Genomic DNA, 13050 nt, shown 5'->3' on the forward strand with positions numbered 1-13050 from the left:
CGTGAAGAACCGGCTTCGGGGTATCCAACGCCGACCCGACGTTCTCGACGGCTTCATCGCCGAGACAGGACTGACACTGGAGCCCCCGTAGCCTGTCACCCCACCCTTTCAACCTCAGCGGCAACAGGGGTGCACAGCAAGGCACTTCCACGCACACCCACGGACTGGCCGAATTCCGCTGACCTGCGAAAACGCAGATGACAACACCTCAGCACGCACACGTACTATGTGCTGGCCGGCGCGACGCCGGTCCTCGTGCACAACTGTCCTGCAGCTGGAGATGACGGTCCCGAGATCATCAGGGGCCGTGGCCGGGCCTCGCAAGACCCGGCCGAGCTGCCGGATATCGTCGATCCTGCTAACGGCGGGTATAGCTCACCTCGCGGGACGCGATCCCACTCGGAACCGGGCACCACCCGTCGCGCGAGTCAGGCTGTGGGTGACGAGGCACAGACCCGAGCCTCCACTGTGTCCCGTGCCCCGACTTACGCAGAGAAAATGGCGGATCTGGCAGACTCTAGTGGCGGTTCCGGCGGCATCGTAGAAGCGGCTGCTGCGGCTGGCATGGTTGGTTGGCGCGCTTGGCAAATGCTGAGGGGGTGGTGGAATGGGCGTCGTGGACAGTGAAGCGCGTGCCATCTTGGAAGAGTTCACCCGTGATGGTCACCTATCACCGAGTTCATCGGAGAGTGCCAGGTGGGGGGACTGGGAGCAGGTTACTCCAGCATGGGTTCTCCTTCTCAGCCTCAAGGCTTTGCTTCTCTTGCGCTGGGAGGGAGGCCGAACGGGTCCGGAACTGCTTCCTCGGCTGCCTTCAGGGCTGTCTCGTGACGAGGGCGATCGCCTGGTAGACGTGCTGCGTGGCAACCTCTCAGCAGCCCGTGTAGCGCGGCAGAGCGGAGCATTGAGCCTCGAGCGAGTGCTTGCACTCTTGGTTCTCCTCATCGCTGAGGAAGCGATGACGGACGAAGAGGTCACCGTCCTCATGGAGTCGGCGCGAGCGATGAATGAGGAGGCGTTGCAAGCAGGAGACCTGCTGCGGCCCCCGTATCGCGGAGTCGACGTCGGTCCGTGGCACGTGAGTGAGACGGGATGGCAGGCCCTCGACCTGCTAGATCTCGGAGGGCTGAGGATTCCGCGTAGGGCTGCGCGAAAGGTAGAGCTCAACCCTCTGCGATCCGGCCCGGAATACGGGGAGGTGGTTCTCCTCCGTGACACAACCGCAAGCTTGCAGCTTCAGGCATTTCGGACACTCGGGGAGCCGGAGTGGGAGAAGGTCCGCGTCCGGCTTGAGGAAGATGTGCGAGCGCGCGGGGGTGAGGTTGAGCAATGGTCTGGGCGGGCGGGTGTCGAGCTCAGAGCGACGATCCCCGTTGTCAATGATGTCCACGGGCGAGACTCGATGACGGTGCGGTTCATCGGATGCGACGGTCCGGGCTGGCTGCTGAGGGGGGTGATCAACGGCGAGGTGGCACTCCCCGAGAGCCGTGACGATTGGGCGTATTCCTGCTTCGAAAGTGTGGTGGTTGTCCCCTCCTTCGCGATGCGCACCGCAGGTATTTTCACCTCACCCACCGCTTACGGTCCGGTCACCCCGCCGGAGCGGATTCGGGCGATTCCACTGAGAATGCCTGAGTGAATGTCGTTGAACATGGTCGGGAAATGACATGTTGATCCAGTACCCGTGAACCGTGGAAAGGACTGTAAAGTTGCTGCTGACCCTCGTGGGATCTATCCTGCGGGGGTCGACCGTTCGCAACATTTCGGGCGTGCCGCTTAATTCCTCGTGTCTTTTCGTGAACGAGTCAGATTCGAGGAACCCTTCGCAGAAGTTTGGGGCCCTGCCGATTATCGGCAGGGCCCCAAGTCGTTTGACGGCAACGCTGACGCTACGCCAACAGAGGCGCACAACACGGCACTGTCAAGGGTGGACGCGGAACTAAGAAATACTCTCCGTTCAGATACTTCTGGCTGTCAGGGGAGGATTAGAGAGGCCTCATGATCGAGAACCTTCCTAACCCGTCAGATATCGAGCTGAAATTGCTCTCTGCGGCAACGGCGGAGAGAGCTGCAGCTTTGTGTCGAATGTTCGGATCGGAAGAGTAGAAATCCTGGATCGAGTCTGGTCTGGAACTGGCGTGGCAAATGGCTGCCGGCCATCGAGTGGCGGACGGCTGCTCGGCCCTCCTCGATTCTCTCGCCGAAGACGACGAGTGTGAATTCGATGAAGCGGATCCCACTGCATATCCCAGTTTCTATGCGGACCAGGCAGTAGGTCTCGTCGGGGAGGCGCTAGCTGTTTCATTGAGGCCGTCTATCGACCGGGTGACAGTGGGATTCAAAACGATGAGAATGCTTCTTTCGATGGTCGATTTCAAACTCTCGGGAGAGAAGCCCGTGATTATAAGGAGCGGTGAGCCCCGGCCAGGTTCTGGGCCGCTGGTCCAGCGTGAGAAGGATGCCGAGGACCATGCGCTCGCCGTCTTGTTGCGGGAGCGAGGCGGGATCGGAGAGCGGCGCGGCATGTCATCCACCCTGATCGAGCTGCGCGATCTGGCGCGCTCATTCGCCGCGAAGGTGACTCCGTCGCTGGAGGTCTTCTCCGAGGCCAACAACTGGAGCTGATCATCTGCTCACCGAGGTCCCGCCGGTTTGCCGGCGGGACCTCACGCGCTACTGCACCCTGCCCGCCATCGGTTGCTTCGCCTAGGATAAAGAGCTCCCCAGGCGAGCTCTCCCCGGCGACCCGCATGTCAAGGGCGCGTACGATGCAATTTAAGAGGCGATGTGTCCTCAAATGCTAGAATGCGGCGGATTCGCGAAGTTGCAGTGGAGAGCAGCGGATCTGTCCACAGAGTGGTCCGGTGGCTGCTCCTTGAGGGCGGTCACTCCGGCGGCGCCCAGGAGGCGGATGTCTTTGGGCTGATCAGCGTAATGTGGGAGGCCTTTGCGTCACCCTGGGTCAAGCTCAGCTCGTATCCGAATGGGCAGGGCTCAATGCCGGTGGGTCGCTCTCCGACGAAAGACTGGAGGTGGAACGCGGGCGCCTGGTCCCGCGTGCCGAGGACCTCGACATCGGAGTGCTCGACCGTGGGCGCGAGGCATTTCATCAGCCGAGAAGCATGACCTTGATAGGTAATCACCGAAATCTTCCGTTGCGCTTTCAGCGGGAGTTCTTCATTCACAGCTATACGGATCATCACGGCCTGCTCGTCCTGAGGAGCAGGGCTGGCGAGACCTCGGATTCGAGCGGCCTTCTCGACATCGAGTTCCAGCACGTGCAGGGAATGCGGGTCTCCCCGGACTATCAGGAACTGTTCATAACGGATTCATTCGTCGACCTTGATGCTGCTGGCGTCGATGTGGTCGCCGAGATGGACGCGTTCGTTCCTTCGCAGCCGGCCCAACCGTTCAAGCGGCTGCTCCTCTCGGACGGGGGCGGTGGGACTTTGTGGTCTGTCACTCGGTGCGTGTGTACCGTTTCGATCGCCCGACGGAGTGGGGGCGGTGAACGGAATCGAAGGCGAGGGCGGAGGGGGCCTGTGGTGCGACGCGGGCGAAGCCTTGAGGAACGGATGGCCGAGTACAGGCGAGCGGAGCAGGAAGGAGTCCGGCAGCTACGCGACTACGCAGAGCGTTGTGACGGATCCGTCCGCCGAACTTTGCGCTGGCTCAGTACCGAGATCGGGGACAAGAGTTCTGCAGCCAAGTCGCAGGACATGATGATTCGGTTGTGTCTGGCCTTCGACCTGGATCTAGCCTCGATCTTTCGTGACGGTCCGTCGGTTTCTTCGGCAGGCCGTTTCGGTTGTTCGGGCTGGTGGCGGCCAGGCTGATGGCCCGGCTGTCGCGTCGGGTGGGCGCCGGGTTCCACGGCTCCGGTCGGGGGGTGCTGCTCGCAGGGACGGGAACGGGCTGGTCAGCCTGGGTTCGGGAGAGCTTCGAGCCGTGCCAGGGCGTCAGTGATCACGTCGGTCCAGGGCCAGTGGCGGGCAAACCTGAGGTGCCGGCGGCGGGCGGTGGTGACGATCTGAGCGGCGGTGGAGAAGAGGCGGAGCCTCAGACGGCGGGGCTCCCACCTGCGGGTTTCGCTGTTCAGGGCGAGCATGGGCATCCAGGCCAGCAGGTCGAGGGCGATCTGGACGATCTCCAGCCAGATCTTGTTCTGCGCGGTGTCGTGCAGGGGCAGGTTGCGCAGGCCGGTTGCCCGTGCGGCACGGATACGGTCCTCGGCGCGTGCTCGCTGGCGGTGCCGCAGCTCCAGTGCCGCGATCGGGATGCCGGTGGTGTTGGTGGCGAAGCAGGTGATCCGTAGTCCGTCTGCGTCGGTGATGCGCAACTGGGCGCCGGGGTGGGGCCGTTCCTTGCGGACGATCAGCCGCATCCCCTGCGGCCAGCCCTTGAGGCAGTCGCCGTCGAGTTCGGCGACCCAGGCGCCGTCGCGGATCTCGCCGTCCGGCTCGACGGCCGCCGTCCACGCGGCGGGCGGGACCCTGAGGACGGCCTGGTGGATGGCGTCGGTGATGGTCATGCCGACCGAGTACGACAGCCACCGGCCGCGCTGGGCGAGCCACGCGACGAACTCGTGGGTGCCGCCTCCGGAGTCGGTACGGATCAGCGTCTGGCGTCCGCGCCGGTACTTCTTCGGCAGCTGGGCCAAGGCGAGCCGGGCGGCTTCGATGTGGTCAGCGGCGGTGTTGCTGCCCGCGTTGCCCGGCCTGAGCAGGCCAGCCACCGGTTCTCCGCTCCCACCACTTCCGTGATCAACGAACCCCATCAGAGGATGGTGTCCGAAGGTCTTCTTCCACGTCGCGGTGGCGTCCTGCTTCTCGGAGTGGGCCAGCACCAGCACTCCGTCCAGATCCACGATCACCTGCCCGGCGGCGTCCGGGGCCGCGTTCTCGGCCAGGCTCCAGACGTGCTCGCGGGCTTCGGCCCGCGCGGCCCTTATCGCCGAGAGGGCCTTCGGTCCGGCAGCGGCGAGGGTGTCGATGAGGCGGGAGACCGTCGGGTCGGAAGCCACCGGCCCGAACACGGCCGGCTCGGCCCGCAGCATCCCGACATCCGCGAGGCAGTCCCCGCCCAGCGCGACCGCCAAGGCGACGTCCAGCAGGATCTTCCCCGGATCGTGCACCGCTCGTGAACGGCGCCACGGCGCCAGCGCAGCCGATATCGCCCGGTCCAGCCCGGCCTTGCGAACTGTCTCGATCAGCAGCACGGCCCCGGCCTGGGACACCGCTCCGTGGCCACCGCCCTCAACGCGGACACGCGGGTAGGACCCGATACGCTTCTTCACCTGAGAAGTGCCTCCGACGGTGGCAGGAACAAGGGCCTAGACAATCCTCATTCTTGCTGGTCAGAGGCACTTTTCGCTTGCGTGACCACCCGCCGGACAACGGCCTTCGTGAAAGCGCGAGGCTAGCGCAGGCGCGGTGTGCGACGGCGTGGGTCGGGCTCGGTCTCGGTGGCCAGGTGTCGAACAGCTCGAAGCGACGGTCGGACCACGGTTCATCGTCAGGGCCGGGGACATCGTGCTCGGCTCCTCCGATGTGCACAGGCAGGCGCGGCGGCAATACCGGATCAGGACACCGGTCGAGGGCGACGACATCCGGCCGTTGACCTTCCGACGGACCTTCTATATCCGGTCCTACGGCCATGAAGGCCAGCGTGTGGTGCTGCGCAGCTGGGACGGCCTGCCGGGATTCGGCGCACTGGAAGTCGAGTTCAGCGGTGTCCTGGAGATGAAGCTGTATCCGGCTATGAGCGGGAGCGAACTGTCCATCACCGAAGAATGGGACGCCACCACGGATTTCAGCGCCAGCGGCATGCCGAGCCGGCTGTTCCTCCTCTCGGACGGAACGGCGCAGCGAAGCTTCGTGCGCTGTGCGTCCGTCAGCTTGTACCGCTCCGAGCCTGACGGCGGATCGGGAACGGGAACGGAACCCCCCGAAGCCTGGGCGCCATGAGTCTGAAGTGAGGCCGTCTACCGGCACGTCGCCCACACCATCCGTCACGTCCCCGAAGGCGGCCGCGCCGCGGCCGGCGGCCGGGGCGCTGGAGGTTGGCTTGAGTGGGGTGCGAGTGGGGCTCGTATAGATGGGCCCGTGTCGGCCGGCAGGACGGCCGCGGTCACTCCCGCGCGAAGGATGGACGACGGTGCAGCAGTATCCCCAGGCAGGGACGGTCGAGAACGGGTTCGGCGAGGTCGGGCGGGTGTTCGCGGAGAACTTCGCCGACGGGGAGGAGTTGGGGGCGGCCGTCTGCGTGTACCACCGGGGGCGGGCCGTGGTGGATCTGTGGGGCGGCTGGGCCGGTCCCGAGCGGACGGATCCCTGGCGGCGGGACACCCTTGCCGTGCTGGCTTCGCCGACCAAGGCGCTGGTCACCGCCGCCTTCCTGCACCTCGTGGAGCGGGAGGGGCTGGACCTTGACGAGCCGGTGGGTGTGGTGTGGCCTGAGTTCGGTGAGCACGGGAAGGGCTCCATCACCCCCCGCATGGTCCTGGCGCAGCGGTCCGGGGTCGTTTGTCTGGATCATGCGCCGATCACGCCCGAGGGGCTGAGAGAGCACGCCCCCGTTGCGCGGGCGCTGGCCGCGGCGCGGCCCGAGTGGGAGCCCGGCACCGCGCACGGGTACCACGCCACCACCTACGGGCATCTGCTGAGCGAGCTGATCAGGCGCCGCACCGGGCTGACCGCCGGCCGGTACTTCGCCCGGCATCTTGCCGGGCCGTTGGGGCTGAATGCGTTCATCGGGCTGCCCCAGGACCACCGAGCCGCGCACCTCGCCACCATGATGGAGTCCAAGGCCGAGGCGCTCATGGACGGCGCCGACCCCGGGACTGAGCTGGCCATGCTCCGGGCGCTCGGCGACCCCGGCTCGCTGACGCACCGGGCGATGATCGGCAGTATGCGCCTGTACGACGCCCTCGACCCGGAGGTCGAGGACCCCTCGTACGGCGGGCTGGCCAGTGCGCACGCCCTCGCCCGGCTGTTCGCCGCCCTGGTGGGGGAGGTGGACGGCTTCCGGGTGGTCGGGCCGCAGATCACCGCCGAGGTCGCCCGGCCGTACTCCCGTGGTACCTGCCGGGTGGTGTTGCTGCCCAGCACCTGGGGGCTCGGTTTCATGCTGCCCGACAGCCCCGTCTTCCCCGCCTCCGCCGGGCTCGGCCCGCGCGCGTTCGGCTTCGACGGCGCCAACGGCACGTTCGTCTTCGCCGACCCGGACCGCGAGCTCGCCTTCGCGTACGTACAGAACGCCGGCTCGCGCACCATCGGCCGCATGAACGACCGCGCGCACCGGCTCGTCGAGGCCCTGCACCGGTCGTCGTCTGTCCAATAGCTCCGGTCGCTCTAGCGGTTTTTTAGAGGGCTTGGAGGGCGGTTCTAGTGCCTCCTGCGACTTTGGCGCCGCTTGAGTCAGAGTCGATCCTCGACCACCCGGAGGAAACATGGCGGCCGACGCCGTACGTACTGCACTTGTCACCGGAGCCACCAGCGGGATCGGCCTGGAGATCGCCGGCCGGCTGGCCCGGGCGGGCCACCGCGTCTTCCTCGGCGCCCGCACCGCCGGCCGGGTGGCCGACACCGTCAAGGCGCTGCGCGCCGAGGGCCTGGAGGTGGACGGCCGGAGCCTGGACGTGACCTCCCGCGAGGACATCACGGCCTTCGTGCACGCCGCGACCGAGCGCTTCGGGCCCGTCGGCATCCTCGTCAACAACGCCGGCCGCTCCGGCGGCGGGGTCACCCGGGAGGTGCCCGACGAGCTCTGGCTCGACGTGATCAACACCAACCTGAACAGCGTCTTCCTGATGACGAAGGACGTCCTCAACCACGGCGGCATGCTGGAGCAGGGCTGGGGCCGCATCATCAACATCGCCTCCACCGGCGGCAAGCAGGGCGTCCTGCACGGCGCCCCCTACTCGGCCTCCAAGCACGGCGTGGTCGGCTTCACCAAGTCCCTCGGCCTGGAACTGGCCAAGACCGGCGTCACGGTCAACGCCGTCTGCCCGGGCTTCGTCGAGACCCCGATGGCCGAGCGCGTCCGCGCGACGTACGCAGGCCTGTGGGACGTCACCGTCGACGAGGCCCACGCCCGCGTCAGCGCCCGCGTGCCGATCGGCCGCTACGTGATGCCCGAGGAGGTCGGCGCGATGGTCGACTACCTCGTGGGTCCGGGCGCCGCCTCCGTCACCGCGCAGGCCCTCAACGTCTGCGGTGGCCTCGGCAACTACTGACACACGTACTGCTCGCTCTTCCCGACTCGCATCCGAAAGGACTCCGCATCCGCATGGAGAACACCGCAGAGCTGTACCTCGACCTCCTCGAGAAGGTCGTCACCAACCTGATCTACGAGGACGCCCCCATCCCCAACGAGTGGTTCCCCGAGCAGGCCTTCCGCCCCGAGAACCGCGAGACGGGCATGGACTGGCCCAGCGTCGCCCACACGATGGTCGGGCTGAAGCGCGTCCGCAACGTCCGCGACCTCCTCGACCGGGTGGTCGCCGACGGCGTACCGGGCGACTTCATCGAAACGGGCGTGTGGCGCGGCGGCGTTTGCATCTTCGCCCGCGGCTACCTCAAGGCGCACGGGATCACCGACCGGAACGTCTGGCTCGCCGACTCCTTCGAGGGCATCCCCGACACCGGCGACGACGGCCATCCCATGGACCGGGAGATGGCCCTGCACCAGTCCAACCACGTCCTCGGCGTCACCGCCGACACCGTGCGCGAGAACTTCGAGCGGTACGGGCTCCTCGACGACCAGGTCCGCTTCCTGCCGGGCTGGTTCAAGGACACCCTGCCCACCGCCCCCGTCGAGCGGCTGGCCGTCCTCCGGCTCGACGGCGACCTGTACGAGTCCACCCTCGACGCCCTGGACAACCTCTACCCGAAGCTGTCCGCCGGCGGATACGTCGTCATCGACGACTACTTCATCCCGGCCTGCCGCAAGGCCGTGGACGAGTTCCGGGAGCGGCACGGCATCACGGACGAGATCGAGGCCATCGACGACTACAGCGTCTACTGGCGCCGTTCCGCCTGAATGCCTTCCTCAGCGCCTTTCTCAGTGCCTTCCTGAGTGTCTTCCTGAGAGCCTTCCGCGGTGCCTTCCTGAGCGACTGCTGAGCAGCTCCTGTTCGAGCGCACCACGAAGTCGGCCTCCGGGACCCGGTCCGGGTCCCGGAGGCCGACTTCTGTCGTGCATCGGGGTTGTCAGTCAGCCCGTGTGCCGCCCCGCCAGCTCCAGCGTCGCCCGGCTGTTGCGGCCGAGTACGTCGCGCAGGTGCCGGCGCGCGTCGGCCAGGGAGGTGTCCGCACCGAGCTCCTCCCGCACCGCCGCCGGGTTCACGGCCACCGTGTGCTCGGCGGTGACCTGCGCCCCCGCCCCCGTGTCCGCGAACTCCCAGCGGCCGCTGTGGCCGAGCAGCAGCCGGGGCGGGACCAGCTGCTTGTACGCGATCCGCTCGCCCGGTACGCACACCCGCACCGAGCGGGTGGTGTGCGCCGAGCCGTCCGCGGTGACGGTGTCCATCTCCATCTCCTGCACCCCGGCCGCATCCTCGCTCAGCTCCACGCGGCGCACGTGCGGCAGCCGCTCGGGCCACAGGTCCGCCCGGTGCACGAACGCGTACGCCTCCTGCGCGGTGCGGCCGGGCAGGGTGACGGTGTCGCTGAAGGAGAACACCAGGTCGCCGGGGTCGGTGTCGAGCCCGGTCGCGAGCTCGGCGATCCGGGCCAGCGCGGCCAGCTCCACCGGGCTGTTGCGGTCCAGCGCGGCGTTGATCCAGGCGACCGTCTCCGGGTCGTCGCCGACGGCGGTGAAGTCGTGCAGCAGCATGATCTCCGTCCCGCCGCCCGGCCGCGGCTCGAAGATCCACTCGCCGCCCATCGAGGCGATCGGCGGCGCGCTCTGCTCCTGGTCGAACCGGATCCGGAGGCCCGCCCGGTCCCGCTCGCGCCGCGAGACCCAGGTCTTCACCTCCCCGCCCACCGACGCCCACAGCCGGAACCGCTCCGTGCGCTCACCGCGCTCCAGGTACTCCGCGGCGACACTCGGGGCGAACACGGCCGGCCAGCGGCCGACGTCGGCGGCCAGGTCGTACAGCGCCTCCGGCGGCGCGGAGGACACCAGGGTGTGCCGGGTGTGGTGCCGACCCATCCGTCAGCCCACCGCGACGAGGAGGCCGTTGACCGCGTCCAGCAGCTCCCGCGGGGTGGCGAGCTTGTCCGGGATCTCCACCCCGTAGTCGCGCTGGACGACGGACACGGTCTCGATCAGGGCCAGCGAGTCGTAGCCGAGCTCCGCGAACCCGGTGTCGAGAATGTCCCCGTCCAGCTGCCCCTCGTCGCTTCCGGCCGACTCGGACAGGATCCGGCGGAGGTCGTCGAGGGTCATGAGGATCTCACGGGTCTCACGGGTCTCACGGGTCTGGGTGGTCTGGGTGTCGTTCATGCGTGTTTCCTCTTCCTGTCTCAGTGGTGGTACGTCCGCACGACGGCGGCCGAGTTGAAACCCGACCTGCCGCGCGCGAGCACGAGGGCGGTGGAGATCCTGGCCTCCCGCGGCGAGCCCGTGACCAGGTCGATGCCGTACTCCTGCGGCATGTCGGAGGTGCCCGCGGTCGGGGGGATCACCCCGTCGCGGAGGGACAGCAGCGCGGCGGCCACGTCCAGGGGCCCGCCGGCGGACAGCAGCCGCCCGGTCAGCGCCTTCGGCGCCGTCACCGGGACGCCGCGCTCACCGAACACGCTGCGCAGCACCTCGGCCTCCTGCCGGTCCGGCCCCGGCAGCCCGGCCGAGTCGGCGAAGACCACGTCGACGTCGGACGGCGCCACCCCGGCCCGGGCCAGCGCCGATTCGACGGCACTGCGCAGGGCGGGCGGCCGAGGCGAGCCCGGCGGCGGGTCGAAGGTCGACGCCTGGCCGGCGAGCTCGCCGTACACCTTCGGCGCGCCGCGCAGGCGGGCCGCCCCGGCGTCCTCCAGGACCAGCATCGCGGCCCCCTCGCCGGGCACGTGCCCGCTCGCCGCCCGGTCGAACGGCCGGTACTCCCCGGCGGTCACTCGGCCCGACGACCACCGCGAGGCCCAGCCCCACGGGTCCAGCGCCGAGTCCGCGCCGCCCGTGACGACCAGCTTCGCGTCCCCGCGGCGCAGGGAGCGGCGGGCGTGGCCGAGCGCGTCCAGGCCGCCGGCCTGCTCGGCGACGAGCGCCTTGCCCGGCCCGCGCAGCTTGTGCCGGATGGAGATCTGGCCCGTGTTGACCGCGTAGAACCAGGCGAACGACTCGTACACGCTGACGAACTGCGGCCCCTGCGACCACAGCTTCGCGAACTCGCGGTGGGTGAACTCGAAACCGCCGCACGCGTTCGCGGTCACCACGCCCATGTCGTAGTCGACGAGCGCGGACGGGTCCACACCGCCGTCGGCCAGCGCCATGTCCGCGGCGGTCAGCGCGAACCGGGTGGACCGGTCGGTCTGCGGCAGCAGCCGCTTCGACAGGTGCTCCGCCGGGTCGAAGTCCTGGATCTCACCGGCCCGCCGGGCCGGGTAGCCGGCCGTGTCGAAGCCCCTGATGTCCTTGATGCCGCTGCGGCCCTCCAGCGTCGCGGACCAGAACTCCTCCGTCCCCAGGCCGTTGGGGGCCACGATCCCCAGCCCCGTGAACACAGCGGTGGTGTGCGTGTGTGTGTTCGTGTTCGTGTTTGTCATGACGACGCTCCTTCCGGCCGCCGCAGCAGCATCGCGCTCTGGAAGCCGCCGAATCCGCTGCCCACGGTCAGCACGGTGTCCACCCGCTGTTCGCGGGCGGTCAGCGGCACGTAGTCGAGGTCGCACTCGGGGTCGGCCCGGTGCAGATTGGCGGTCGGCGGCACCACGTTGTGCTTCATGGCCAGCGCGCACGCGGCGATCTCCACGGAGCCGATCGCACCCAGCGAGTGGCCCACCATGGACTTGATCGAGCTCACCGGGGTCCGGTACGCGTGCTCGCCCAGAGCCCGCTTGAACGCGGCCGTCTCGTGCCGGTCGTTCTGCACGGTGCCCGAACCGTGCGCGTTGACGTAGTCGATCGCGTCCGCGTTCATCCGCGCCTGGTCCAGCGCGGCACGGATGGCCTCGGCCATCTCCCGGCCGTCGGCCTTCAGCCCGGTCATGTGGTACGCGTTGCAGCGCGTCGCGTACCCGCCGACCTCGGCGTAGATGGTTGCACCGCGGGCCCGCGCCCGGTCCAGCTCCTCCAGCACGAACACCGCCGCACCCTCCGCCAGCACGAACCCGTTGCGGGTCGCGTCAAACGGCCGCGAGGCCTGTGCGGGCGTGTCGTTCCGGTCGGACGTCGCCCTGATGGCGTCGAAGCTGGCCACCACGACCGGGGTGATCGGGGTGTCCGTCGCCCCGGCGAGCATCACGTCCGCGGTGCCGTCGGCGATCAGCTCGACGGCGTTGCCGACGGCGTCCAGGCCCGAGGTGCAGCCGTTGGACACCAGGGCCACCGGGCCCTCGGCACCCACCGTCCACGCCACCTCGGCGGGCAGGGCACCCGGGGTCAGGTAGTCGTACATGTGCGGGGACAGGTAGCCGGGATCGACCTCCCACCGGCGTCCTGCGTCGGACAGCACCAGGTACTCGTTCTCCAGGCTGGTGGCGGCGGCGACGGCACTGCCCAGGCTCACACCCACCCGGGACGGATCGAGCGCGCCGAAGTCGAGGCGGCTGTCCGAGACCGCGTCCCGGGCACAGACCACCGCGAACTGGGCCGCCCGGTCCATCCGGCGGATCTCCCGGGGGGTGAGGCCTTCGGCCGCCGCATCGAAATCGCACTCGCCGGCGATCTGGGAGCGGAAGGGCGTCGGATCGAAGAAGCTGATCCGGCGGGTCGCGGTACGGCCCGCGGCCAGCAGGGACCAGAACGCCTCCGTGCCGCTTCCTCCTGGTGCGCGCACCCCCATACCGGTTATCACCACGCGACGGGACATCGGATCGGTTTCCTTATCGAAGAGGCGACAGGTGAAAGGTGATAGGTGATAGGTGACAGGGTTGGGCCGGGGTG

Annotated in this window: 12 protein-coding genes; 6 read left to right on the forward strand and 6 right to left on the reverse strand. The window is 68.4% G+C overall.

What is annotated here, in order from left to right:
• The first annotated feature begins 919 nt into the window (after nt 1-919).
• Together ACIQUT_RS35100 and ACIQUT_RS35105 are read left to right on the forward strand one after the other, a co-directional pair.
• On the forward strand, nt 920-1639 hold the full coding sequence (locus tag ACIQUT_RS35100; RefSeq protein ID WP_403569070.1) for a DUF3710 domain-containing protein: 720 nt from the start codon (nt 920-922) through the stop codon (nt 1637-1639).
• A 506-nt stretch (nt 1640-2145) separates the two neighbouring features.
• Nucleotides 2146-2625 carry a hypothetical protein gene (locus ACIQUT_RS35105; protein ID WP_403569072.1) on the forward strand — a complete coding sequence of 160 codons (480 nt, stop codon included), beginning with the start codon at nt 2146-2148 and terminating at the stop codon, nt 2623-2625.
• A 260-nt stretch (nt 2626-2885) separates the two neighbouring features.
• Here the strand turns inward: ACIQUT_RS35105 and ACIQUT_RS35110 are convergent, their stop codons facing one another.
• Both ACIQUT_RS35110 and ACIQUT_RS35115 read right to left on the reverse strand, forming a co-directional pair.
• Nucleotides 2886-3278: a hypothetical protein gene (locus ACIQUT_RS35110; protein ID WP_403569074.1), complete on the reverse strand. Its 393-nt coding sequence runs from the start codon at nt 3276-3278 to the stop codon at nt 2886-2888.
• A gap of 641 nt (nt 3279-3919) precedes the next feature.
• Nucleotides 3920-5296 carry an IS1380 family transposase gene (locus ACIQUT_RS35115; protein WP_403569076.1) on the reverse strand — a complete coding sequence of 459 codons (1377 nt, stop codon included), beginning with the start codon at nt 5294-5296 and terminating at the stop codon, nt 3920-3922.
• A gap of 235 nt (nt 5297-5531) precedes the next feature.
• Here ACIQUT_RS35115 and ACIQUT_RS35120 point away from each other — a divergent pair, with 235 nt between their 5' ends.
• The 4 genes from ACIQUT_RS35120 (at nt 5532) to ACIQUT_RS35135 (ending at nt 9042) form a co-directional block, all read left to right on the forward strand.
• Nucleotides 5532-5966 carry a hypothetical protein gene (locus ACIQUT_RS35120; protein WP_403569077.1) on the forward strand — a complete coding sequence of 145 codons (435 nt, stop codon included), beginning with the start codon at nt 5532-5534 and terminating at the stop codon, nt 5964-5966.
• A gap of 190 nt (nt 5967-6156) precedes the next feature.
• The gene (locus ACIQUT_RS35125) at nt 6157-7341 is read left to right on the forward strand and encodes a serine hydrolase domain-containing protein (protein ID WP_403569079.1); all 1185 of its coding nucleotides are present in this window, start codon (nt 6157-6159) and stop codon (nt 7339-7341) included.
• A 109-nt stretch (nt 7342-7450) separates the two neighbouring features.
• Entirely contained in the window at nt 7451-8236 is a 786-nt protein-coding gene (locus ACIQUT_RS35130) for an SDR family NAD(P)-dependent oxidoreductase (RefSeq protein WP_403569081.1), read from the forward strand.
• Between the two features lie 53 nt (nt 8237-8289).
• Complete coding sequence (locus tag ACIQUT_RS35135) at nt 8290-9042, forward strand: TylF/MycF family methyltransferase (protein ID WP_403569083.1); 753 nt, start codon at nt 8290-8292, stop codon at nt 9040-9042.
• A 174-nt stretch (nt 9043-9216) separates the two neighbouring features.
• Here ACIQUT_RS35135 and ACIQUT_RS35140 read toward each other — a convergent pair whose 3' ends face one another.
• Genes ACIQUT_RS35140 through ACIQUT_RS35155 form a run of 4 tightly spaced genes read right to left on the reverse strand, consistent with a single transcriptional unit; the run spans nt 9217 to nt 12976 of the window.
• Nucleotides 9217-10158 (reverse strand): aromatase/cyclase, encoded by a 942-nt coding sequence (locus ACIQUT_RS35140; protein WP_403569085.1) that lies wholly within the window; start codon nt 10156-10158, stop codon nt 9217-9219.
• 3 nt (nt 10159-10161) lie between these two features.
• Complete coding sequence (locus ACIQUT_RS35145) at nt 10162-10452, reverse strand: acyl carrier protein (protein WP_403569086.1); 291 nt, start codon at nt 10450-10452, stop codon at nt 10162-10164.
• 20 nt (nt 10453-10472) lie between these two features.
• Nucleotides 10473-11711 carry a ketosynthase chain-length factor gene (locus ACIQUT_RS35150; RefSeq protein WP_403569088.1) on the reverse strand — a complete coding sequence of 413 codons (1239 nt, stop codon included), beginning with the start codon at nt 11709-11711 and terminating at the stop codon, nt 10473-10475.
• A complete protein-coding gene (locus ACIQUT_RS35155; protein ID WP_403569089.1) occupies nt 11708-12976 on the reverse strand; it encodes a beta-ketoacyl-[acyl-carrier-protein] synthase family protein in 1269 nt (422 codons plus the stop codon). The genes ACIQUT_RS35150 and ACIQUT_RS35155 overlap by 4 nt, the downstream gene beginning before the upstream one ends.
• Nucleotides 12977-13050: the final 74 nt, after the last annotated feature.

It is taken from the genome of Streptomyces sp. NPDC090445, assembly GCF_044769385.1.
Classification (GTDB): domain Bacteria; phylum Actinomycetota; class Actinomycetes; order Streptomycetales; family Streptomycetaceae; genus Streptomyces.

Coding starts and splice junctions, on each gene's coding strand:
- ACIQUT_RS35105 (WP_403569072.1), top strand. CDS start 2,146: ATGGCTGCCGGCCATCGAGTGGCGGACGGCTGCTCGGCCCTCCTCGAT.
- ACIQUT_RS35130 (WP_403569081.1), top strand. CDS start 7,451: ATGGCGGCCGACGCCGTACGTACTGCACTTGTCACCGGAGCCACCAGC.
- ACIQUT_RS35135 (WP_403569083.1), top strand. CDS start 8,290: ATGGAGAACACCGCAGAGCTGTACCTCGACCTCCTCGAGAAGGTCGTC.
- ACIQUT_RS35140 (WP_403569085.1), bottom strand. CDS start 10,158: ATGGGTCGGCACCACACCCGGCACACCCTGGTGTCCTCCGCGCCGCCG.
- ACIQUT_RS35145 (WP_403569086.1), bottom strand. CDS start 10,452: ATGAACGACACCCAGACCACCCAGACCCGTGAGACCCGTGAGACCCGT.
- ACIQUT_RS35150 (WP_403569088.1), bottom strand. CDS start 11,711: ATGACAAACACGAACACGAACACACACACGCACACCACCGCTGTGTTC.
- ACIQUT_RS35155 (WP_403569089.1), bottom strand. CDS start 12,976: ATGTCCCGTCGCGTGGTGATAACCGGTATGGGGGTGCGCGCACCAGGA.